This window comes from Methylomicrobium album BG8 (assembly GCF_000214275.2).
GTDB classification, from domain to species: Bacteria; Pseudomonadota; Gammaproteobacteria; order Methylococcales; family Methylomonadaceae; genus Methylomicrobium; species Methylomicrobium agile.
Window position 1 is genome coordinate 2,606,360 of record NZ_CM001475.1, and the last position, 25,659, is coordinate 2,632,018.

At 65.8% G+C, this 25,659-nt stretch carries 4 protein-coding genes; all 4 read right to left on the reverse strand.

Annotation, left to right across the window (positions count from 1 at the left end):
- Positions 1-8: 8 nt before the first annotated feature.
- Positions 9-1,148: an efflux RND transporter periplasmic adaptor subunit gene (locus METAL_RS11175; protein WP_005372389.1), complete on the reverse strand. Its 1,140-nt coding sequence runs from the start codon at positions 1,146-1,148 to the stop codon at positions 9-11.
- Positions 1,145-2,575: an efflux transporter outer membrane subunit gene (locus tag METAL_RS11180; protein WP_005372390.1), complete on the reverse strand. Its 1,431-nt coding sequence runs from the start codon at positions 2,573-2,575 to the stop codon at positions 1,145-1,147. Before METAL_RS11180 ends, METAL_RS11175 begins: the two co-directional genes overlap by 4 nt.
- Positions 2,562-15,854 carry a non-ribosomal peptide synthetase gene (locus tag METAL_RS11185; protein WP_005372392.1) on the reverse strand — a complete coding sequence of 4,431 codons (13,293 nt, stop codon included), beginning with the start codon at positions 15,852-15,854 and terminating at the stop codon, positions 2,562-2,564. The genes METAL_RS11180 and METAL_RS11185 overlap by 14 nt, the downstream gene beginning before the upstream one ends.
- 76 nt (positions 15,855-15,930) lie before the next feature.
- Entirely contained in the window at positions 15,931-25,653 is a 9,723-nt protein-coding gene (locus METAL_RS11190) for a non-ribosomal peptide synthetase (protein WP_005372394.1), read from the reverse strand.
- Positions 25,654-25,659: the final 6 nt, after the last annotated feature.

Genomic DNA, 25,659 nt, shown 5'->3' on the forward strand with positions numbered 1-25,659 from the left:
CCCCTCCGTTACAGGAAGCCGCCGGCCGCTTCGGCGACGACCTTTTGGTCGGCCACCGGCGTTTCGAGGCCGGACACGACGACCCGCTCGCCGGCCTGCAAGCCGCCGCCGATCCAAACCCGGTCGGCGTCGCTGCGCAGCACTTGCAAACGGCGGATTTGCAGTTTGTTGTCGGAATCGACCAGCACCGCTTCCTGCGCGGCATTTAGCGCGCCGCGCGGCAATTCGAACACGCCGTCCAGTTCCCTGCTTTCGATTTCCGCCGTCAAAAAGGTGCCGGGCAATAAGGCCGGCGCGCGTTCCGGACCGTTCAGGCGAGCCACCCAGTATTCCAGGCCGGTCGTCGGGTCGACGAAACCTTCGCGGCGCACGATCGTCGCTTCGCGCCGCACCGTCTCCGGACCGCGCTCGGCCGTCAACACTACTTTGAGGCCCGCCTTGCCCGGTTTGGGTTCCGCCAAATAGCCGATTTGCGCCTGGCTCAACGGCAGGCGCACCTCGGAAGCATCGTCGGCGTAGATCCGTCCCAACGCCTTGCCGGCCTCGGCCATTTGCCCGACGCCGGTCAGTTTTTCCTTGACCCGGCCACTGAACGGCGCGCGGATCTCGCAGCGGCTCAGGCGCATCCTGGCATCGGCCAGTTCGGCTTCCGCCTGGCTCAATCGGGCTCTGGCCTCCTGCACTTGCGGCTCGTGCAGCGACAAGGGCGTCGGCGCGCCTTGCCCAAGCACTTTCCATTCGCGCTGGGCCTGTTGCGCCGCCGCCTGTTCTTCGGCCAGTTTACGCCGGGCTTCGGCCAGTTGCGTTTCGGCGCGAACCACGCCCAATCGGTATTCGTGCGCCGCCACTTTGACCAATACTTCTCCGGCCTTGAAGCGGCCGCCGACCACGAAGCCGTCGTGCAGGGCCTCCACCCTGCCCTGTACTTCGGCGGTCAAGTCGATTTCCCGCACCGGCTGCAACACGCCCTGGCTGCGCACCGGCAACCGCAGGTGCCTCGGTTGCACGCTCAATACTTTGACGGTAGGCACGGGCTCTTCCCGCGCGGCGGATTCGGGCGCCGCCCCTTCGGCCAACAACCAAGCGGCCACACCGGCCGACAGCAAGACCATAATCGGCAGGACGATGCGCAAACGTGCCGCCGTCATACGCCGCCGCCCAACGCCAAATACAAATCCAGCCGGTTGTTCAACGATTTAAGCCGCGCATCCAGCAGCGCGGTTTGCGCGGTCAGCGTACTGCGGTAGCTATCCAGTAAAGTCAAAATATCCACGGTGCCGTTTCGGTAGGAATAAATCGCCAGCGCGCGGCTGGTTTCGGTTTGTTTGACGGCGGCGTTCAGCGCCTGTTCGCGGCCGCGCAGCCAAGCTTCGGCGGCCAGGCTTTGCTCGACCTCGCGCAAGGCCTGCAGTACGGTTTCCCGGTAACGGTGCAGGACTTCGCCGCTTTGCGCCGCCCGCAGGTCGATATCGGCCTGCAACCTGTCGCCGGCGTACAGCGGCTGGGTCAGACCCAAGGCCAGATTCCAGGCCGCCGAACGCGGGTCGCTCAAGTCGGCCAGCGTGTTGCCCAGACTGCCGCCTGATGCCGCCAGGGTCACGCGCGGCAACAAGGCTTTGCGGGCGCTGCTCAATCGGTGGTCTTGCGCGCGCAAACGGGCGAAGGCCGCAACGATGTCCGGGCGGCGGGTCAACAGTTCGGCCGGCAGGCCGGACGGCATCGCCGCCGGCAATTCGGGCAACTGGCGGCAGCGCTCGACGGCGCCGGCCGGGTATTGCCCCAGCAGCACCTCCAGCCGGCGCTGCGCCAGCTGCACCTGATTGGCGGCCTCGTTCAGTTCGGCGCGGGCATCGCTGAGGTCGGTCAGCGCGAGGCTCAAGTCCAAACCCTGCGCGAGCCCCAGGTTGAAGCGGCCCTGCAGCAATTCGACCAGCGCGCCGCGATCGTCGATGGAAGCCTGCACCACGGCCACCCGCTGGCGGGCTTCGGCCAGTTCGAAGCAATTCTGCGCGGTGCGCGCCGCCAGCGACAACGCCGCACCCCGCAAATCGGCCTCGGCGGCGTCGGCGTCCAGTTCGGCGGCGTAGCGGGCATCGGCGATGCGGCCCCAAACGTCCCATTCCCAACTGAAATTGAACGGCACGCTCCAGACGTTGCCGTCGGGCGCATAGGCCCGCGCGTCGCGGCCGGCGTCGGCATGCTGGAATCCGGGGGCCAGATCCACTTGCGGCTTGGCGGCGGCGCCTTCGATGCGCGCCAGCGCACGGGCTTGTTCGATGCGCGTCGCGATTGCCTTCAAATCGTTATTGCCGTCCAGCGCCGCCGCGATCAGGGCCTTCAGATCGTCGTTTTTAAAACTCGCCAGCCAGGCCGAGACCTCGGACTTGTGCGCCTCGGCAGCGCGCGCCGTCCAGGCCGGCGGCAGGCCGACCGCCTCCTTGACCGGCTCCCGGTCCGGCACTTCGACGCAGGCGGACAGCAGCATCGCCAGGCAAATCCGGACTTTATGCCAATGACGCGGACAATCGGTGATGAAGGATTTCGTGCGATTCTTAATAGGCTCAGCGCCGCTCATCCGCTTTCCGTTGCAATATGGCGATCACATCGCCGATGAAATCCGGATCGCGGACAATGCCGGCGTGGTCGCTGTCGACCCGCTCCGATCCCAATAAACGGTTTCCGCAGGCCTGCTCCAGTATGTCCTGGGCCAATTCCCCCGCATCGCCGGCTGCGCGCGACCACCAGCAATACATGCCGGCCCCGATCGGCTCGATGCGGTAACTGTCGCTCAATTCGGTCAGATGTCGCATGATCGCCAAGCCATTTTGCAAATCCAGCAATTTTACCCAATCCGCGGCCGGATGCGCAGCACCGATCTGCTCCGGCAGCGCCTCGGGGTCGGCATCGGCCAGATCCGGCGAAAGGTCGCGCAACAGTTCCCGCAGACTGTCGCCGCCGTCATCTTCGGCTTCGTCCTGTTCGAAGCCCGGCACGAAACAATCGGCCAGGCCCAGAAAGGCGATCTCGCGCCCGGCCCGTTCCAGGACGCTGGCGATACTCAACGCCAATGCGCCGCCCAACGACCAGCCCAGCAAATGAATCGGACCGTCCGGTTGGCTTTGCGCAATGGCATCGGCGTAATCGCGCGCCATGCTTTCCAGCGAAACATCGCGCCAATTCGCATCCAGAAAACGCCGGCACAACAGGCCGATCACCGGCCGCTGTCCGGCCAAGGCGCGCGCCAGCGGATAATAACCGAACACCGTGCCGCCGGCCGGATGCAGGCAAAACAACGGCGGCAACGCGCCGGCGGTGTCGTTCAGCGCCACCAGCGGCGATAGCGCCGTTGTGATGCGCTGTGCCGCCAGCGCGGCGATGGTCGGTTGCTGCAACAAACGGCTGAGCGGCAAATCCCAGCCCAGCTCACGGTTGATCGTCGAGAGCAAACGCAAAGCGAGCAATGAGTGCCCGCCCAACTCGAAGAAATTGTCCTCGATGCCGACCGCGTCCAGGCCGAGCACCTCCTGCCAGATCCGCGCCAGGCGCCGTTCCGTGTCGTTGCGCGGCGCGAGGGCGGTGCGGACGACGCGCTCCGGTTCCGGCAGCGCCTTGCGGTCCAGCTTGCCGCTCGGCAGTTTCGGCAAGTGCGGCAACACGATGATCTGCGCCGGCACCAGGTAGTCGGGCAGCCGGCGGCTCAAGGCCGTACGCAGCGATTCGGCGTGCCGGTTCCCGCTTGTGTCGATTAGATTTGTGTCGGTCAGATCACTGTAGGTTGGGTTAGCGAAGCGTAACCCAACAACATCCTCCACCGCGACATACCCCAACAACCGGCCGCTTTCGCCGATCCTCACCGCCGCTTCGTGGACCCCGGGCTGTTCCAGCAAGACATTTTCAATTTCGCCGGGCTCGATCCGGAAACCGCGCAGTTTGATTTGTTGGTCGACCCGGCCCAGGTACTCGATCACCCCGTCGGCCCGTTGCCGGACCCGGTCGCCAGTGCGGTACATGCGCTGGCCGTTAGGGGCGAACGGGTCGGGCAGGAAGCGTTCGGCGCTTTGTCCCGGCCGGCGCCAATAGCCTTGCGCGAGTCCGAGCCCACCGATGTACAGCTCGCCCGCGGCGCCCATCGGCAACGGGTTCAGGTCGGCGTCCAGCACGTAGGCGGTCCTGTCGCCGACGCAATGGCCGATCGGGGCATAGCGGCTGTCGCAGGTCATATCGGCCAGCCAGGCCAGCGGGGTAATCACGGCTTCGGTGGGGCCGTAGGCGTTGAACAAGCGCTCGGGCCCCAAACGGCTTTGGATCAGCGCCAGGCTGCCCTGTGGCAGGCCTTCGCCGCCGACCGTGCAGCCGGTCAAGCGCGGCGCGTGTTCGGGACGGTCGAGTTGGCGGGCCAGTTCGGCCAGATAGGCCGGCGGCACGTCGATGCGGGTGATCGCATAGTCCCGGAGGGCTTGCAGGGTCCGGTCGACGCTCCAGCCGGACGGATCGCCGATCACCAGCGTCGCGCCCCGCAACAGCGGCACCGCCCATTGTTCGATCGCGGCGTCGAAGCTGAACGAGGCGAAATGCAGGCAGGTTTCGCCGGCCTGCAGATCGTACAGGGCCGCCATCGCTCCACAATGCATGGCCAATGCGCCGTGGCCGACCGCCACGCCTTTGGGCCGGCCGGTGGAACCGGAGGTGTAGATCAAGTAGGCCGGCGTTTCGGGATGCAAGTCCACTGCGGGCGGCGTGTCGGGATAGCCGGACAGGTCCAGTTGGGACAGGTCTAGCCTGTTAATCGCATCGGCCGTAGGGTGGGCATGGCCCCCCGTTGGCGTGGCTTGCGCGGAGACACTGGCCGTGCCTCCCCTACGCTCGGCCAACGCCTCGCCGGCATGGCTGTCGATCAGCCATTCGGCGCCGGCATCGTCCAGCATGTACTGCAAACGCTCGGCCGGATAGGCGGGGTCCAGGGCCAGAAACGCCGCGCCGCATTGCCACGCCGCCAGGCAGGCCACGATCGCCTGCGCCGAACGCGGCAGGCTCAATGCCACCACCGCGCCGGGGCGCAGGCCCCGGTCCCGCAAATAATGCGCCAAGCGGTGGGCCTGGCTTTGCAGCCCGGCGTAACTGACCCGCTCGGCCCCGGCTATCAGCGCCACCGCATCGGGCCGGGTTTGCGACTGGTGGCGGATCAGCGCCGGCAACAAATCGTCGGTTCGATAAGTTGGAATACGAGAAACATTCGCGGGCGTAGTTTCACCAAACCCGAGCGCACCGACGCAAGCCTGCGGCTGCCGGGCGATCTCCAGCAACAAATGGCGCAGGCTTTCCGCCATCCGCCGCATGTCGTCCCCGGCGAAATACGCACGGGCATAATCGAAGCCGATTTCCAAACGCTGCCCGACCGTCACGTCCAGTGTCAACGGATAATTGGTCACATCGCGCTGGCTGAGGCCACCGATCCGCACGCCGCCGTTCGACTGGCGCAAGGCCGCATCGACCGGATAATTCTCGAACACCAGCAAGGTATCGAACAACTCGCCGCCGCCGGTTCCGGCCCAGCGTTGAATATCGTACAACGGCGGATATTCGTGCTCGCGCATCTGCAAGTTTAAGATTTGCAAATCGCGCAGCCAGTCCACCAACGGCTTGCCCGGCTCGATGCGGGCGGCGACCGGCAAGGTATTGATGAATAAACCCAGCAGATTTTCCGCTCCCGATAAATCGCCGGGGCGGCCGGCCACGGTGGTGCCGAATACCGCCGTGCGCAAACCGGTGTAATGCGCCAGCAGCATCGCCCATGCCCCCTGCACCAGGGTATTCAACGTCAAATGCTGCCGCTGCGCAAAGCCCTGCAAGGCCGCGGTTTCGGCGTCGGACAGGGCGCACTCGACATAACCGTTGCCGGTCTGTCCCGGTGCGGCTAGGCAATTCGCCAATAAGCACGGCTCGGACGCCTCGCGCAAAGCCGCGCGCCAAAAGGCTTCGCCGGCTTGCTTGTCTCTAGTCGCCAGCCAGGCGATGTAATCGCGGTAACGGCCCGTTTTGGCCCGTGCCGGCGCATGGCCTTCGTAGGCGGCCATGACTTCGGCGAAAAACAGCGAGCTGCTCCAGCCGTCCAGCAATAAGTGGTGGCTGGTCCAGATCAAATGCAGCCGATCGCCGGGCAAGTTCACCAAAATCAGACGCTGCAACGGCGGCCGGGCCAAGTCGAAGCCGCGCGCATAATCGGCTTGCGCCAATGCCGTCAGCTCGTCTTCGTTAAACGCCGTGGTCCGCCAATCCAGGCAAGTGACCGGTATTTCCGCCTCGCGCCAGACCGCTTGCACCGGCGCGTCGCCATGCCAGAAAAAACCGCTGCGGAAGATCTCGTGCCGGCGGGACATCTCGCGCCAGGCCCGAATGAAGCGATCCGTATCCGCACCCGTCAAATCCAGCACCAATTGCGTGACGTAGAGATTGGCTTCCGGTTCGCGCAGCGCATGAAACAGAATCCCCTGCTGCATGGGCGAGAGCGGATAAAGGTCATCGATGCGGCGGTGTTCGACCGGCAAGGCATCGAGCTGAGCCTGGCTCAGGCCGGCCAGCGGCACGTCGCTCGGGGTCAGGCCGGGTTCGGCGGTGAGGCAGTGGTCGAGCAGCTGCTCCAGATGCTGCCGGTAGCGGTCGAGCAGGGTGTCGATCGTCCGTGCCCGGTAGCGTTCGCGGCTGTAGCTCCAGTCGAGGCGCAGCCGGCCCCGGTAGATTTCGCCGTTGATTTCCAGTTCATAGGCCAAGGGGGAGCGCGGGTCGCGCTCGTCGCCGCCGGCTTCCTCGGCCGGTTGCAACAGGGCGTCGTCGTGGAAGCTGCTGTCGAGTTGGCCGAGGTAGTTGAACAAGACCTGGGGGGTGCCGCCCTCAAACGGCGGGTGCGGCGTCAGGTAGCGTAATACGCCGTAGCCCAGGCCCTGGTCGGGCACCTGCCGCAGTTGTTCCTTGATGGTTTTGAGGGTGGCGGCCGGCTGGGCTTGCGGGCTGAGCAGGACCGGGTACAGGCTGGTGAACCAGCCGACCGTGCGGCTCAGGTCGAGAGGCGGATGCTGGGCGTCGGTCGGGATGCGTTCGGCTTCGCGGCCGTGGCCTTCCAGGGCAATCGTGAGGTGTGCTTGCTGGGTCCACTCGCCCAGGGTCTGCGCCAGCGCCGCCAGCAGCAGGTCCGGCAGGCGGGTGCGGTAGGCCCGATGGGCCTCGTGCAGGAGCTGGCGGGTGCGCTCGGCGCTCAGGGTCAGCGTCCGGCTGGCGCGGTCGCGGCTTTCGGCGCGGCCGTGCGGCTCATCGCAGGGCCAGGGGGCGCGGGCCGCCGAGACTTGCGCCTGCCAGTAGGCCTGCTGGCTGTGCAGCCGTTGGCTGTGCGCATAGGTTTGCAGGGCCTGGCCCCAGGCTTGGTAGCTGGCGGTTCGGGCGGGCAGTTGCGGGATCTGGCCGTGGCGGATTTGCGTGTACAGGCGGTGCAGGTCTTCCAGCAGAATACGCCAGGACACCGCGTCGACGATCAGGTGGTGGGCGACCAGCAGCAGGCGCTGGCTGCCGTCGGCGACGTCGATCAATACGGCCTGGAACAGCGGGCCGTGTTCGAGGTTCAGGCCGCGCTGCGCCTGTTGGGCGATGGCGGTGACGGCGGCGGCGTCTTGAGCGCTGTGTTGTTCCAATAGGGGTTCCGTCTGTTGAATCTCGGCATAGCGTTGGCGCCAGGCACCTTGGTTTTGAATGTAACGCAGGCGCAGGCTGTCGTGGTGTTCGACCAGGTTCTGCAGCGCTTGGGCGAGCGCGGCGCGGTCGAGCGGCAGGCGGGCTTTGAGCAAGAGCGACTGGTTCCAGTGCGCGGGCGGGACCGGTGTTTGTTCGAAGAAGGCGTGTTGGATCGGCAGCAGCGGCGCGCGGCCGAGCGCCGGCGCTTGAGCGGCCGGGGCTTGAGCGTCTTCTTCCAAGCTCTGTGCGACTTGGGCCAGGCCGGCGATGGTTTGCTGCTGGAACAGGTCTTTGGGGGTGAAGCGCAGGCCTTGGGCGCGGGCGCGGCTGACCAGTTGGATGGAGAGGATGGAGTCGCCGCCCAGTTCGAAGAAGTTGTCGTGGATGCCGATCGGCGCCCGGCCGAGCAGGTCTTGCCAGAGGGACGCCAACACCGCTTCGGCCGGGGTGGTGGGGGTTTGCGGCGCGGTGCTGGGCGGGCCTGCGGGCGCCGGCAGGGCGCGGCGGTCGATTTTGCCGTGCGCGGTGCGCGGCAGTTGCGTCAGCCAAACGTAGTGGGCCGGGATCAGGTAGTCGGGCAGGCGCGCGGCCAGGGCGGTTTTGAGTTGGGCGTCGGTGGGGGCCGGGGCGGCGGCGCGTGGCGGGGGCGCGTCATCCGGAGCGGCCGTGCCGCCGGCCAGATAAGCCGCCAGGTAGCGGCGTCCCTGTTCCTCGCGCAGCAGCACGTGGGCGTCCTCGACGCCGGGCAAGTCGCGCAGGGCGGCTTCGATTTCACCGGGTTCGATCCGGTAGCCGCGCAGTTTGATCTGCTGGTCGGTGCGGCCGAGGTAGGCGACGATGCCGTCCCGGCCGCGCCGGACCCGGTCGCCGGTGCGGTACAGGCGGCCGCCATCCCCCGCGAACGGGTCGGGCAGGAAGCGTTCCGCGCTGAGATCGGGCCGGCCGAAGTAGCCGCGCGCCAGGCACGGGCCGCCGATGTAGAGTTCGCCGGCCGCGCCCCAGGGTACCGGGTTGAGGTCGGCGTCGAGGATATGCAGGGTGCGCTCGCCCACCGCGGCGCCAATCGGGGCGTAGCCGGTCAGGGCGCGGTCATCGGCCAGCCAGGCTAAAGGGGTAATCACCGTTTCGGTCGGGCCGTAGCCGTTGACGATCTGTTCCGGCTGCAACGCGGCGCGGAGGGTGGCCAGCGCCGCGGCGGAGACGGCTTCGCCGCCGACGCAGACGATGCGCAGCGCCAAAGGCCGGCCACGCGCCTGGACGGCCTCGGCCAGATGCAGCAAGGCGCTGGTCGGCGGATACACGACGGTCACCCGGTGCGCGCGCACCGTCGCCAGGGTGTCGTCGCCGGTCCAGCGGCTGTCGCCCAGCACCACGCCGGCGCCGTGGCACAGCGGCGCCAGCCATTGTTCCATGGCCGCGTCGAAGGTGAAGGCGGCCATAGGCAGGGCGCGGTCGGCCGGGGTGTAGCGGTAGAGGTCGCCGATGGCCTGGATGTGGCGGCTCAACGCGCCGTGCGGCACGGCCACGCCTTTGGGCTGGCCGGTGGAGCCGGAGGTCAGGATCAGGTAGGCCAGTTGCTCGGGGTGGATGGCCACCGCGGGCGGCGTGGCCGGTTCGGCGCTCAAGTCCAGACTGGCGAGGTGAAGCCAGGTAGGATGGGCTGAACGGTAGTGAAGTCCCTCGTTGGACGCGTCGGAAAACGCATCGCAACGTTCGGCGAGGATGACGCTCACGCCGGCCTCGGCGATCAGTTCGGCCAGCCGTTGTTCGGGTTGCTCGGGGTCGAGCGGCAGGTAGGCGCCGCCGGCTTTCAGCACCGCCAGCATCGCCACGATCGTCTCCACGCCGCGCGGCAGCAGCAAGGCCACCCGGCTTTCCCGCTCCACGCCCAGGCCGATCAGCCGGTGCGCCAGCCGGTTGGCTTGCATCTCCAGTTCGGCATACGTCAAACGGGTTTCGCTGCCGATCAGCGCGATCGCCTCGGGTTGCGCCTCGGCCTGGCGGCGGATCAGGGCGTGCACCGGGGTGGAGGCGTCGTAGGGCTGGACCCATTGGTTCCAGCTCTGAAACAAGGCCGTCTCGCGTCCGGTCAGTACCGACAGATCGCCGATTCTCGCCTGCGGATTACTCACCAAACCGGTCAACAGCACCCGAAAATGCGCGGCCAGATCCGCCACGGTTTCTTCGTCGAAAGAGCGGCAATCGTAATCGAACGCCACTTGCAAGGCGCTGTCACCGCTTTGCACCGCCAGCGTCAACGGAAAATGGGTCGTTTCGCGGTGGCTTTCGCCGTATATCCGTAGGCCGTCTTCCGGCCGCCAGCGCAAAGCCTCGGACAAAGGGTAATTTTCGAACACCAGCAAACTGTCGAACAACGCTTCGCCCGGCCTGCCCCACCAGCGCTGCACCTCGGCCAACGGCGTGGTTTCGACCTCGCGCAGTTCCAGATTGGCCTGCTGCAAGGCTTGCAGCCAGTCGCCGACCGCATCGGCGGCGTGCGGCGCCTGAATCATCGGCAAGGTATTGATGAACAAACCGACCATCGCTTCCGCGCCGGGCAAATCGGCTGGCCGGCCGGACACGGTCACGCCGAACGCGACCGCCTCGCCGCCGCAATACCGCTGCAATAACAGGCACCAGGCGGCCTGCACCAGGGTGTTGATCGTCAATTTGCCGCGTTGCGCGGATTGGCGCAAGGCCGCGAAATCGTCGCCGTCTATATGCAAGACATGCAAAACGTATCCCTGCCCCTGACTGCCGCGCGGTAGCGCGTCGACCAGACGGGTCGGCTCTTCCAAGACGGGTAAACGTTCCCGCCAATAACGTTCGGCCGCGGTGGGATCGCGTTCGGCCAGCCAGGCGATATAGTCGCTAAACTCCGCAGCCGACGGCGGCAGAGTATCGCCGCGATAGCTGCTCAACACTTCGCCGAGCAAGCGGGCGCTGCTCCAGCCGTCCAGCAACAAATGATGGCTGAGCCAGATGAAATGGTAAACATCGTCTTGCAAGCGCACCAGCACCAGTTTGAACAGCGGCGCGCGGTCGGTAGGCAAGCCCTCTGCCTGCAAGTCGCGGAGCAAACCGGGCAACGCCGCATCGGCGTCGCTGCGGCCGCGCCAGTCCAGCTCGATCAACGGCAAGGCCGAACGCTTGCGCACGATCTGCATGGCCTGCGGCCAGTCGGCCGGCGCATAAAATGCGGTGCGCAGCACCGCGTGCCGTTGCATCGCCGTTCGCCACGCTTCGGCAAAGCGGCCGGCATCGAGGCCTTCCAGGCACACGTCGAAGCGGCTGACATAGCTGGCGGCATCGTTTTCGTACAGGCTGTGAAACAGCATGCCCTGTTGCATCGGCGTCAGCGGGTAAATATCCGCTATCTCCGCCACCGGCAACGGCAAGGCGTCCAGTTGCGCTTGCGTCAAACCGGCCAGCGGAAAATCGCTGGGCGTGACGCCTTGCGGCCCCTGCCGGCAATGTTCGACCAGCGCGGCCAGTTCGCGATTGAACTCCTCGGCCAGCGCGGCGACGGTTTCGGTACGGTAGCGGCGGCGGTTATAAGTCCAGTTCATCGCCAGACGTCCGTCGTAGATCTGGCCGTTGACTTCCAGCGCATAATCCAGCGGCGCGGCGGCATCTCGCTCGTCGCCACGCGCCTCGCCGGCCGGACGGAACAAACCGTCGGCGGCGAAGCTGGCGTCGAACTGGCCCAGATAGTTGAAGCACAGGGCCGGCCTCGGCAGGCTGCCGAGTTGCGCCCGTATTTCGGCGCCGGCCAGATATTTCAGCAAACCGAAACCCAAACCGCGCTCCGGCACGCCGCGCAATTGTTCCTTGACCACTTTGATCGTTCCGGCCCAATCGTCCGCCGGCGTCAACAGCACCGGATACAGGCTGGTGAACCAGCCGACGCTGCGGCTGACGTCCGGCGCCCCGGCAAAGTTTTCCCGGCCGTGGCCTTCCATATCGATGCTGACGGCGCCCTGACCGCTCCAGCGGCACAGCACCCGCGCCAACGCGGCCAGCAGCAACTCGTCGATGCGGGTGCGGTAGGCGGCCGGGCATTCGCTCAGCAGTTGCCGGGTGGCGGTTTCGTTTAACGCGACGGTCAGGGTATCGGCATCGGCGGCGATGCCGCGCGCTCCGCAAAAATCGGCCGGCAAGTCCGTCGCCGCCAGCTGCGCGCGCCAGTAATCCAGTTGGCCGCCGATTTGCGCCGCCCTGCGTCGTAGCGCCTCGGCCCAGGCCCGGTAAGACGCGGTTCTGGCCGGCAATACGGCCGTTTTCCCCTCGCTGAGCTGGCGGTATAGCGTCTGCAAATCCTCCAGCACGATGCGCCAGGATACGCCGTCGACGATCAAATGGTGAATCACCAACAGCAAGCGGTAACTGCCGTCGTCCACGCGGATATAGGCGGCCCGCAGCAACGGGCCGTGCCGCAAGTCCAGGCTGCGTTGCGCCTGCTCGGCGATTTCGCTGATTTGTTCGGCGCCGGCGGCATCGCGCTGCCAAAGAAACTCCTGATCCTTTGGTTCGCTCGTGTAATGCTGACGCCAGCCGTCGAGCTCGTCGAAACGCAAACGGAAAGCATCGTGATGTTCGGTCAAACGGCGCAAAGCCTCGGCCAGCGCCGGGATATGCAATGCCTGGCCGGTCGCCAACAGCACCGACTGGTTCCAGTGCCCGCGCTGCGGAATATCGGTGGCGAAAAACTCGGCTTGAATCGGCGTGAATGGCGCCTCGCCTTCCGCCATATCGCCGGTTTCGCTAACCGCGTCGGCCGCCTGCGGCTGTGCTGCGATAACTTGCGCCAACGCCACCACGGTCTGGTGGCGGAAGATATCTTTGGGCGATAAATGCCAGCCGGCCTGGCGGACGCGGCTAACCACTTGCAACGAGACAATGGAGTCGCCGCCCAACTCGAAGAAATTGTCCTCGATGCCGACCGCGTCCAGGCCGAGCACCTCCTGCCAGATCCGCGCCAGGCGCCGTTCCGTGTCGTTGCGCGGCGCGAGGGCGGTGCGGACGGCGCGCTCCGGTTCCGGCAGCGCCTTGCGGTCCAGCTTGCCGCTCGGCAGTTTCGGCAAGTGCGGCAACACGATGATCTGCGCCGGCACCAGGTAGTCGGGCAGCCGGCGGCTCAAGGCCGTACGCAGCGATTCGGCGTGCCGGTTCCCGCTTGTGTCGATTAGATTTGTGTCGGTCAGATCACTGTAGGTTGGGTTAGCGAAGCGTAACCCAACAACATCCTCCACCGCGACATACCCCAACAACCGGCCGCTTTCGCCGATCCTCACCGCCGCTTCGTGGACCCCGGGCTGTTCCAGCAAGACATTTTCAATTTCGCCGGGCTCGATCCGGAAACCGCGCAGTTTGATTTGTTGGTCGACCCGGCCCAGGTACTCGATCACCCCGTCGGCCCGTTGCCGGACCCGGTCGCCAGTGCGGTACATGCGCTGGCCGTTAGGGGCGAACGGGTCGGGCAGGAAGCGTTCGGCGCTTTGTCCCGGCCGGCGCCAATAGCCTTGCGCGAGTCCGAGCCCACCGATGTACAGCTCGCCCGCGGCGCCCATCGGCAACGGGTTCAGGTCGGCGTCCAGCACGTAGGCGGTCCTGTCGCCGACGCAATGGCCGATCGGGGCATAGCGGCTGTCGCAGGTCATATCGGCCAGCCAGGCCAGCGGGGTAATCACGGCTTCGGTGGGGCCGTAGGCGTTGAACAAGCGCTCGGGCCCCAAACGGCTTTGGATCAGCGCCAGGCTGCCCTGTGGCAGGCCTTCGCCGCCGACCGTGCAGCCGGTCAAGCGCGGCGCGTGTTCGGGACGGTCGAGTTGGCGGGCCAGTTCGGCCAGATAGGCCGGCGGCACGTCGATGCGGGTGATCGCATAGTCCCGGAGGGCTTGCAGGGTCCGGTCGACGCTCCAGCCGGACGGATCGCCGATCACCAGCGTCGCGCCCCGCAACAGCGGCACCGCCCATTGTTCGATCGCGGCGTCGAAGCTGAACGAGGCGAAATGCAGGCAGGTTTCGCCGGCCTGCAGATCGTACAGGGCCGCCATCGCTCCACAATGCATGGCCAATGCGCCGTGGCCGACCGCCACGCCTTTGGGCCGGCCGGTGGAACCGGAGGTGTAGATCAAGTAGGCCGGCGTTTCGGGATGCAAGTCCACTGCGGGCGGCGTGTCGGGATAGCCGGACAGGTCCAGTTGGGACAGGTCTAGCCTGTTAATCGCATCGGCCGTAGGGTGGGCATGGCCCCCCGTTGGCGTGGCTTGCGCGGAGACACTGGCCGTGCCTCCCCTACGCTCGGCCAACGCCTCGCCGGCATGGCTGTCGATCAGCCATTCGGCGCCGGCATCGTCCAGCATGTACTGCAAACGCTCGGCCGGATAGGCGGGGTCCAGGGCCAGAAACGCCGCGCCGCATTGCCACGCCGCCAGGCAGGCCACGATCGCCTGCGCCGAACGCGGCAGGCTCAATGCCACCACCGCGCCGGGTCGCAGGCCCCGGTCCCGCAAATAATGCGCCAAGCGGTGGGCCTGGCTTTGCAGCCCGGCGTAACTGACCCGCTCGGCCCCGGCTATCAGCGCCACCGCAGCGGGCCGGGTTTGCGACTGGTGGCGGATCAGCGCCGGTAAATCGGTGAATTCACGGGAGAACGACCGATTGGCAGTCAAAAAATCCAGTTCGGCAGGATCGAGCAACGGCAAATCCCGCAACACCGTTTCGGGCCGCTTCGCCGCCGCTTCGGCCAGGCGGCAAAAGCGCCCAGCCATCCGCTCGATCGTCGCCGGGTCGAACAAATCGGTCGCATAGGTCCAGATGGCACCGATGCCGCCCGTTACGCTTTCGAAGGTGTCCAGAATCAATTCGAACTGCGTCGTGTGCGCGTCGCGCGAAAACGGTTTGATCTGCAGCGCGCCGAGCGCCTTGGCGGTATCGGCCTGCTGGTATTGATGGTTGTACATCACCTGGAACAGCGGATTGCGCTCCAGGCTGCGTTGCGGGCCGAGCGCTTCGACCAATTGGTCGAACGGCAGATCGGCATGGGCCTGCGCGCCGAGCGCGCTTTCCTTGACCCGCTCCAGCACCTGGTAAAAATTCAGGCTGCCGTCCAGCTCGGTTTGCAGCACCTGGGTGTTGACGAAAAAACCGACCAGTTGTTCGGTTTCAGCGCGGTTACGGTTGGCGACCGGCACGCCGACCCGCAACCTGCGCTGCCCGCTGTAGCGGTACAGCAGCAGGTCGAATACGGCCAGCAGGCCCATGAACAAGGTCGCGCCCTGGCGTCCGCATATTTCGTGCAGCGCCTTGGCCGTTCCCTCCGGCAGGCCCATTTCGAATTTGGCGCCGGCATCGCTTATCTGTGCCGGCCGCGGCCTGTCCAGCGGCAATTCCAGCGGCGGCGTCTCCTCGCCCAGGCGCTCGCGCCAATACGCCATCTGCCTATCCATTTCGCCGGCTTCCAGCCAATGCCGCTGCCATACCGCAAAATCGGCGTAACCGATCGGCAAGCCCGGCAGCTCCGCCTCGCGGCCTTGGCAATAGCCTTGGTACAGCTCGGCAAATTCGTTAAGCAAAATATTCAGCGACCATTCGTCGGCGACGATGTGGTGCAGCACCCAGACCAAAACGTGGCGGTCGCCGGCCAATTTAAGCACCGCGACCCGCATCAAAGGCCCGTTGACGAGATCGAACGGCTCGCGCTCCAGCTTTTCGACCCGGCTTTTCGCCAACGCATCGATGTCGCCGGATTGCACGGATAAATCCAGCCACTGCACCTCGACCGCCATACCGTCGTGGACGATTTGCACCGGCTTGCCGCCGTCGCTGCGAAACGTCGTGCGCAGGCTTTCGTGCCGCACCCGCAGTTTATCGATGCTGCGCTGCAGCGCGCCAGCGTCGATTTCGCCGTTTAGATACACCGCATCGGCAATGTGGTAAGCGCTGCTATCGGGTTCCAGTTGCGCCAGAAACCACAGCCGTTGCTGGCCGTAAGACAGCGGCAGCGCCACATCGCGGCCTACGCTGGCGATCGGCAATCGGCCGACGTCGATGCCGCGTTTTTTCAAGAGCAGGATCAGGGCCTTGCGTTGTTCCGGACTGAGGGTATGGAAATTGGCGAGTGGGTTTTGCATCGATGATTTTTCTATTTTCAAATTTTCATATGGCCGCAGCGGCGGATCGTCAGGGTTACGGATAGGCGATGAGTTCCTATTTTTCCAATAACGCCTGCAGATCTTCCGCCGACATCCCCTGCAACTCCGCCAGCGCATCCGCCAGCTCGCTCTGCAAATCCAGGGCTGGCGAATCCGGCGACAAAACGTCGATTTCGGCCGCCAGGGCGGCCAATGTGGCAGCCTCGAACACGCGGCGTACGCCAAGCTCGACCTGGAAATGCCGCGCGATGCGGCCGGCCAGCTTCATTGCCAGCAGCGAATGGCCGCCGAGCTCGAAGAAATTATCGTCCAGCCCGACCGGCCCGACCCCGAGCAACTCCTGCCAGAGCGCAGCTAACGTTTGCTCCGTCGCGGTCTGCGGGGCGCGGAAGGCTCGGCCTTGCCAATACGGTTCCGGCAGGGCTTTACGGTCCAGTTTGCCGTTGGCGGTCTTCGGCAGGCCGTCCAGCCGGATCAACGCCGACGGCACCATGTAGTCGGGCAACTGGCGGTGCAGGGCCTGTTGCAAATCGGCGTCGTTTTCGGCGTGTTCGCTCGCGGCCAGGTAGGCGACCAAGCGCGGGCCGCCGGCGGCGTCTTTCAGCAGCACGGCGGCTTCCCGAATGCCGGGCTGGCTCAGCAGCGCGGTTTCGATTTCGCCCAGTTCGATGCGCAGGCCGCGCAGTTTGATCTGGTGGTCGATCCGGCCCAGGTAGTCGATGACGCCGTCGGCCCGGCGCCGGGCCAAGTCGCCAGTGCGGTACAGCCGGCCGCCCCGGCCGAACGGGTCGGGCAGGAAGCGCTCGGCGGTCAGGCCGGGCCGGCGGTGGTAGCCGCGCGCCAGGCCGATGCCGCCGAGGTACAGTTCGCCGGCCACACCTGCCGGTTGCGGGTTCAGGTCCTTATCCAGGATATGAATCTGGATGTTGGCGATCGGCTCGCCGATCGGCACGCTCGGGCTGTCGTCGGGCCGGCAGGTCCAGTGGGTCACGTCGATGGCTGCTTCGGTCGGGCCGTACAGGTTATCGAGCTCGACGCCGGGCAGGCGGTCGAACACGCGCTGTTGCAGGTCGGCCGGCAAGGCTTCGCCGCTGCAGACGATCCGCTGCAGGGCCGGGAAGGCCGGCAGCGCGGGCTGGTTGACGAATTCGGCCAGCATGGAGGGCACGAAGTGCACGGTGCTGACTTGCTGGCGCTGCAGCGTCTCGGCCAGGGCCACGGGGTCGCGGTGGGCACCCGGTGGGGCGATCGCCAGCCGGGCGCCGGTCATTAACGGCCAGAAGAATTCCCAGACCGACACGTCGAAGCTGAACGGGGTTTTCTGCAGCACGGTGTCGGCCGGGCCGATTGCGTAGGCCTGCTGCATCCAGTGCAGGCGGTTGGCCAAGGCTTCGTGGGTATTGCTGGCCCCTTTGGGGCGGCCGGTCGAGCCGGAGGTATAGATGAGGTAGGCCGGATGGGCCGGATGCAGGGCGACTTCGGGCGCGCGCGCCGGCAAGCCGGACAGGTCCAGCGTGTCCAGGTTGCAGACCGCGCAGGGCGCAAGGGCGGTGAACTTGTCGAGCACGGCGCCATGGCTCAACAGCAGGCCGATGCCGGAATCGTCGATCATGTAGGCCAACCGCTCGGCCGGATAGTCCGGGTCCAGCGGCACGTAGGCGCCGCCGGCCTTGACGATGGCCAACAGGCCCACTACCAGTTCGAACGAGCGTTCCATCGCGATGCCGACCGGCACGTCCGGGCCGACACCGGTCTCGATCAGATACCAGGCCAACCGGTTGGACCGATGTTCCAGTTCGGCATAGCTCAGCACCGCCTCGCCGCACAGCAGGGCCGGCGCCTCGGGCTGCGCCAAGGCCGTGCGGCCGATCAGCGTATGCACGAAACCGGGCGGATACACGGTCGCCGTCGCACTCCAGCACGACTGATGAGTCAGTTCTTGCGCCGTCGGCAACAGCAATTCGCCCAAACGGCGCCCGGCGTCATCGGCCAGCGCGAACAGCAACCGCTGAAAATGCCGGGCGATGCCGGCCACGGCCTCGCCGTCGAAACGGTCCAGCCAATAACCGTAGGCAAGCCCCAACGACTCGCCGATGCTGATATTCAAGGTCAACGGATAATGCGTGGTATCGACATGGCGCGGCAGGCCGAAGCGCAAACCGCTATCGCTGTTTTTCAACGCCGCGTCGACCGGAAAATTTTCGAACACCAGCAAGCTGTCGAACAGCGCCGCACCGGCCTGCCCGGCCCAGCGCTGCACGTCGTAGAGCGGTGTATGCTCGTAGTCGCGCAACGCCAGGTTTTCCTGCTGCAAATCGCGCAGCCAGTCGCCGACGGCTTGCTCGGGTTTGATAGGCGCGATCAACGGCAAGGTGTTGATGAACAAACCGACGATGTTTTCCACGCCGTGCAAATCGGCCGGTCGGCCGGAGACCGTCGCGCCCATCGCCACCGTATCGCGCCCGCAATAACGGCCGAGCAACATGGCCCAGGCTGCTTGCAGCACCGTATTCAGCGTGACGCGCTGTTGCTGGGCAAACGCCTGCAAGCGCGCCGTCGCCGCCGCATCCAGCCGGTCGACGCGGCTGCCGTGGCCTTGGCCGGCCGTTGGCCTGGCCAACGCATTGGCCAGCAAGGTCGGTTCGTCCAGCCTGGACAAGCGCCCGCGCCAGAAGGTCTCGCCAGCGACGGGATCGCGGCGGCTCAGCCAGGCGATGTAATCGCGGTACGAGGCCGCACCCGCTGTGCGCGCATTGCCGACATAATCGTCCAGCACCTCGCCCAAGAGCTGCGAAGTGCTCCAGCCGTCGAGCAGCATGTGGTGACTGGTCCAAATCCAATGCCAACGCCGTTCCGACAGCCTGACCAGACTCATCCGCATCAACGGTGCCCGGGCGTGCTCGAAGCCGCGCGCCCGGTCCTGATCGCGCAAGCTGCGCAAATCCGCCTCGTCGATCTCCCGGCCGCGCCAATCGATCATCTCCAGCCGCAACGGCGCCTGTTTGTAAACCGCTTGCAGCGGCTGTTCGGATTCGCCGCGCCACAAAAACGCACTGCGCAACAGCGAATGCCGATCGATGGCCCGGCGCCAGGCGGCGGCGAAACGCTCGCTGTTCAGACCGTCGATGTCCAGGCTCATCTGGTTGACGTAAACCCCGGTTTCCGGCGCCAGCAGATCGTGAAACAGCATGCCCTGCTGCATCGGCGACAGCGGATAGATATCTTCGACCTCGGCGATGGGGAGCGGCAAGGCGTCGAGTTGCGCTTGGGTCAAGCCGGCCAGCGGGAAATCCGACGGCGTGGCGCCAGCGGCTCCGCTCAGGCAATGCGCGACGATGTTCAGCAGTTCATCGCGGTAACGGTCCAGCAGCGCCCGCACGGTTTCGTCGCGGTATTGACTTGCACTGTAACGCCAGCGCAATTGCAGCACGCCGCCCGCCACCTGGGCGTTGATTTCCAGCCAGTACGGCAGCGGCGCGTCGGGATCGTGATCGTCGCCGGCCGTTTCCGGAGCCAGCGCAAAATTGCCGGCCTCGGCGTCGAGCCGGCCGAAATAGTTGAAGCCTATCCGCGCCTGCGGCAAGGCATTCAGCGCCGCGCGCTTGCCGTCGCCGGCCAGATACTGCAACACGCCGAAACCCAAGCCGGCGTCCGGCACTTCGCGCAGGCTTTGCTTGACGACCTTGATCGTCGCGCCGATGTCCGCGGCGGCGGCCAGCCTGACCGGGTAGACGCTGGTAAACCAGCCGACGCTGCGGCTCAGATCGATGCCGTCGAAGCCGTGCTCGCGGCCGTGGCTTTCCAGGTCCACGGCCACGTCGTCGCCGCTCCAAACGGTCAGCGCCCGCGCCAGCGCGGCCAGCAATAAATCGTTGATTTGGGTGCGGTAGGCGGAAGGCGCTTGCGTCAACAGGCGATGCGTCCGTTCGGCGTCGATTTCCAGCGTCAAGGTGCGGGCGTCGCCGAACCGGCCGCTGGATTGCGCGAAGTCGCGCGGCGGTTCGGCGGCGTCTTGCAATACGCCTTGCCAATACGGCAGTTGCCGTTTCAAACCCTCGCTGGCGGCGTAATCGCGTAAACATTGGCCCCACTGTTGCAGCGATGCGGTTTTGCCCGGCAACGCTTCGGCACCGTCGTACAACGCTTGCAGGTCTTCCAGCAAAATGCGCCAGGACACGCCGTCGACCAGCAAATGGTGCGCGGCCAGCAACAGGCGCTGGCTACCGTCGGCGACATTTATCAGCACGGCCTTGAACAACGGGCCGTGCTGCAAATCCAGGCTGCGTTGAATCCGATTCGCCAGCGCCGTTACGGCGGCGCTGTTATCGGCGTTCAGTTGTTCGAACGCCGGCGCCGCGCCGGCATCGGCGTAAAACTGGCGCCAGGCGCCCTGCTCCGGACGGTAACGCAGGCGCAAGCCGTCGTGGTGCTCGATCAAACGGCCAGCCGCGCCCGCCAACCGGGCGGCGTCGAGTGCGAAATTCGGATGCAGCAGCAGCGACAGGTTCCAATGGCTGCGATTGCGCATGGCCTGCGCGAAAAACTGTGCCTGGATCGCCGTCAACGGCGCATCGCCGGCGACTTCGATCGGCCGATCAATCATTGCTTGCGCCGGCATCGCTTGCACATTGGCCGCCAGTTTGGCCACGGTCTGGTGCAGGAACAAATCCTTGGGGGTAAGCGACCAGCCGGCCTGGCGGGCGCGGCTGACCAGGCGGATCGCCATGATCGAGTCGCCGCCCAATTCGAAAAAGTTGTCGTCGGCGCCGACCCGCTCGACGCCGAGCACCGCTTGCCAGATCGCCGCCAAATCGCGTTCGGCCCGGGTTTGCGGCGCACGGTAGGCGCTGCCGGCCAGGCAATCCGGCTTGGGCAAGGCATGGCGGTTCAGCTTGCCGCTGGTCAGGCGCGGCAGTTGCTCCAATATTTGCACGTGCGCCGGCACCATATAGTCCGGCAGGCACTGCCGCAGGTGGTTTTTCAGGCTTTCCGCATCGGTTGCGCCTACCGCGTACAGCAATAACCGCTTGGCGCTGCCTTCGCCGTCCGCGACGGCGACTGCTTCCGCGGCGCCCGGATGCGCCAGGGCCCGGGCTTCGATTTCGCCCAATTCGATTCTGAAACCGCGCAATTTGATTTGATGGTCGTTACGGCCGAAATAATCCACGTTGCCGTCGGCCCGGAGGCGCACCCGGTCGCCGGTGCGGTACAGGCGGCCGCCGTCAGCTGAGAACGGGTCGGGCAGGAAACGTTCGGCAGTCAGGTCCGGACGGCCGAGGTAGCCGCGCGCCAGGCACGGGCCGCCGATGTACAGTTCGCCGACCACGCCCGGCGGCAGCGGATTCAGGTCTTTGTCCAATATATAAAGCGCGCGCTCGCCGACGCCGGTGCCGATCGGTGCGTAGGCGGTGTCGCAGACGCTGTCCGGCAAGGCGGTCCATACCAGCGGCGTGATCAAGGTTTCGGTGGGGCCGTAGCCGTTCAGGATCGGCGCGTCGCCGACCAGACCGCGGATCTGCGCCAGGCCTTCCTTGGGCACGGCTTCGCCGCCCACCGAACAGGCGCGCAACGGCAGGCGCAAACCGCGCGGCTCGGCCCAGCGGGCGATTTCGATCAGATAGGCGGGCGGCATCTCGAACCAGGTCACGCCGTGGCGAACCAAGGCATCGTAGGCCTGGTCGGCGCTCCACATCTCCTCGCGCACCAGCAAGCGGCAGCCGTTGATCAACGGCACCAGCCATTGTTCCATCGCCGCATCGAAGGTAAACGCGGCGAAATGCAGTGCCATGTCGTCGGGCTGCATCGCATAACGCTCGCCGATCGCCAGGCAATGCCGGGCCAGGGCTCCGTGCGGCACGGCCACGCCTTTGGGCTGGCCGGTGGAGCCGGAGGTCAGGATCAGGTAGGCCAGTTGCTCGGGGTGGATGGCCACCGCGGGCGGCGTGGCCGGTTCGGCGCTCAAGTCCAGACTGGCGAGGTGAAGCCAGGTAGGATGGGCTGAACGGTAGTGAAGTCCCTCGTTGGACGCGTCGGAAAGCGCATCGCAACGCTCGGCGAGGATGACGCTCACGCCGGCCTCGGCGATCAGTTCGGCCAGCCGTTGTTCGGGTTGCTCGGGGTCGAGCGGCAGGTAGGCGCCGCCGGCTTTCAGCACCGCCAGCATCGCCACGATCGTCTCCACGCCGCGCGGCAGCAGCAAGGCCACCCGGCTTTCCCGCTCCACGCCCAGGCCGATCAGCCGGTGCGCCAGCCGGTTGGCTTGCATCTCCAGTTCGGCATACGTCAAACGGGTTTCGCCGCCGATCAGCGCGACCGCTTCCGGTTGCGCTGCGGCTCTGTGCCGGATCAGTTCCTGTACCGGCATTCCGGCATCGTAGCTCTTTTCCCAGGTGTTCCAGGCGGCGAATCGTTCGGTTTCGGCTTGGCTGAGCAAGCGGTGGCTGGCAATTGGCGCCTGCGGCCGTTCGAGCAGTTGCGCCAGCAGGCTTTGGAAATGGCCGGCCAGCCGTTCGATGGTGCCGGCGTCGAATAAATCGGCGGCGTAGGTGAAAAAACCGCCGATGCGGCCCTGGCGGTCTTGCCAGGTATCCAGGCTCAAGTCGAATTGGGCGGCGCCGTGGTCGCGGTCCAGGGCTTCGATCTGCCAGGTTCCCTGGGCCTGCAGCAGGCCGACGTCGGTGGGCTGGTGGTTGATCAGGATCTGGAACAGGGGGTTTTGTCCCAGCCGCCGCTCGGGCTGCAGGGCGTCGACCAGGTGTTCGAACGGCAGGTCGGGATGGGCCTGGGCTTGCAGCAGGGTCTGTTGGGTCTGCTGCAGCAGGCGGTCGAAGCGCGTGGGCGCGCTGATTTCGGTCCGCAGCACCACGGTGTTGACGAAGTAGCCGATCAGGGCTTGCGTTTCCGGGCGCTGGCGGTTGGCCAGCGGCAGGCCGATGCGGAGGTCGGTCTGGCCGCTGTAGCGGTAGAGCAGGACGTTGAAGGCGGCCAGCAGCACCTGGAACGGGGTGACGCCGTGCCGGTGCGCCCCGGTTAAGACGGCTTGACTGACCGCCTCCGGCAGCACGAAGGGAACGCGGCCGCCGCGCTGGCTGGGTTCGGCCGGGCGCGGCCGGTCGTACGGCAGTTCGATGACGGGGGGCTCGCCGCCCAGCCAGTCGGTCCAGTAGGCGAGTTGCCGCTCGGCTTCGCCGGCCGCCAGCCAGTGGCGCTGCCAGGCGGCGAAGTCGGCGTGGCGGATCGGCAGGGCTGGCAGTTGCGGTTCGCGGCCGGCCTGGAGGGCGCCGTAGAGTTCGCCGAATTCGGCCAACAGCCGGTTCAGCGACCAGCCGTCGGCGATCAGGTGGTGCAGGGTCAGGTTCAGTTCGTGGCACGATTGGCCGTCCCGGTCCGGCAAGCGCACCAGCAGTACCCGCCACAAGGGGCCGCGTTCCAGATCGAACGGTACGCGGGCCTCGGCCTCGGCCAGTTGCCCGGCCTGCGCCGGCGCGGCCTGCGCCGCCAACTCACTCAAGTCATGGAAGGCCAAGGCCACTTCGCACGACGACGGAATCCATTGCCGCGGCTGGCCGTCGACCGCGTAAAACAGCGTGCGCAGCGCGTCGTGGCGCAGCGCCAGCGCATGAAAGGCCTGCGTCAGCGCCTCGCGGTCCAGGTCGCCGACCAGCCGCACGCCGCCGGCGATGTGGTAGGCCGTGCTCGCCGGGTTTAGTTGCGATAGAAACCACAGGCTTTCCTGGCCGTAGGATAACAATAGATCGTCGCTTTGATCGATCCGGGCAATCGGCGTCTCAGTATGTTCTTGATTGGAAAGTAATGCCTGAACAGCAGCGGCAAATTCGCGTAAGCCCGGTTTTTCGAAAAACAAGCGCGGTTCGATTATTACACCCAACCGTTCGCGCAGGCGGGCGATGACTTGCATCACGGTAATCGATTGGCCGCCCAACGCAAAAAAGCTTTTCTGCGGCGCCACGGCGTCAATGTTCAACGCTTCGCCCCAGATCGCGGCGATTTGCCGTTCGAATTCACCGAGGTCGCCCACGGCAACGGCCGCCGATGCGCTACGACCGGCCTGCTGTATCGCATAGGCATCCAAGGTGCCGTCCAGCCAACCCTGGCGGCAGGCGCTACGCTGCAGTTTACCGCTGCTGGTTTTGGGCAATGCCCCCGGATTCAGCAGCAGAATCAGCGCTGCCGGTTCCTGGCAGCTCAGCGCCACGGTTTCGTTGATCGCTTCGAACAGATTTTCCGCCGGCACCAGTTTTTGTGTGCCGCGGCCGATCTCGGCGGCAATGCCGATGCCTTCGCGACCGTCGACGTTGACCGCGAACGCCGCAACTCTGCCCTTGCGCAACAGTTCGATCTGTTCTTCCAACGACTGTTCGATGTCTTGCGGATACAGATTTTGGCCGCGAATCAGAATCATGTCCTTGCAGCGACCGGTCACGAACAAGCGGCCGCGGTCGAGAAAACCCAAATCGCCGGTGCGCAGCCAGGTTTTGCCGTCTTCGACGACGAAGGTTTCCGAAGTGGCCTCGGGATTTTGCCAATAGCCGTGAGTAACGCTGGGGCCGCTGAAACGGATCTCGCCGATTTGACCATCGGCGCAAGGTTTACCGCTGAGCGGATCGACAATGACCAGCCGATGTTCTTCCTGCACCAGCCCGCAATCGACCAGCACGCTGCCGCTGTCGGCCAGTTGCATGCGATGTGCTGCCAACGCATCGGCGGCGCAGGTCACGGCTTTCGCACCTTCGCCGGGCAAGCCGCCGCTGACCAGCAGCGATGCTTCGGCCAGGCCGTAACAAGGATAGACAGCGCCGGCCGGCAAACCGGCAACGGCGAATTTTTCGGCAAAGGTGGTCAGGGTATCGAAGCGAATCGGCTCGGCACCGCAGAATGCCAGGCGCCAGCTAGCCAGGTTGAGGCCGGCTAATTGTGCCTCGCTGATGCGTTCGTTGCACAGGCGGAATGCAAAATCCGGCCCGCCGCTGATGGTGCCGCCGAAACGCGACACTGCTTCCAGCCAGCGCACCGGCCGTTCCAGAAAATGGCGCGGCGACATCAACGCCAACGGAATGCCGCTGTATAAAGGCTGCATCAGGCTGCCGACCAGGCCCATGTCGTGGAACAGCGGCAGCCAGCTCACGAATACATCGCTGTCACCGATCGCAAAGGCGCGTTTGATCGCGCGCTGGTTGGCCAGCAGATTGTCGTGGCCGACCATCACGCCTTTGGGATGGGCGGTGGACCCGGAAGTGTATTGCAGAAAGGCGATCGCATCTTTGGCGATGTTCGGCATGCGCCAGGCGGCCGCCAATCCGGCATCTACCGTATCGACAGTGATCACCAATTGCCGTTCGGCGCTGGCTATCGACTCCAGCGATTGATTCAGCGCGGCCAGCAACGGGCTGGCCGTCAATATAGCCGCGGGTTTCGCATCGGCGAGTATCGACGCCACGCGTTTGAGATGGTGCGGCGCTTGCGATTCCGGCGGATAAGCCGGCACCGCGATGACTCCGGCATACAGGCAGCCGAAAAAAGCGCTGACATAGTCGATGCCGGTATGCAGCACGATCAAGGCCCGCTCGCCGGGGGCAACGGTTTGCTGCAAAAGCGCCGCTATCGCGCGGGCCCGGCCGTCCAGATCGGCAAAACTGTAACTGCCGGCGCCGTCCACGGCATCGGCGATGCAGTGCAGGGCCGTCCGCTCCGGATGCCGTTCGGCCCGTTGCAGCAGCAAGTCGACAAAATGGTTGGCATGAGCGGGATTGAAAGCCATCGGAAT

Coding starts and splice junctions, on each gene's coding strand:
- METAL_RS11185 (WP_005372392.1), bottom strand. CDS start 15,854: ATGCAAAACCCACTCGCCAATTTCCATACCCTCAGTCCGGAACAACGC.
- METAL_RS11175 (WP_005372389.1), bottom strand. CDS start 1,148: ATGACGGCGGCACGTTTGCGCATCGTCCTGCCGATTATGGTCTTGCTG.
- METAL_RS11190 (WP_005372394.1), bottom strand. CDS start 25,653: ATGGCTTTCAATCCCGCTCATGCCAACCATTTTGTCGACTTGCTGCTG.
- METAL_RS11180 (WP_005372390.1), bottom strand. CDS start 2,575: ATGAGCGGCGCTGAGCCTATTAAGAATCGCACGAAATCCTTCATCACC.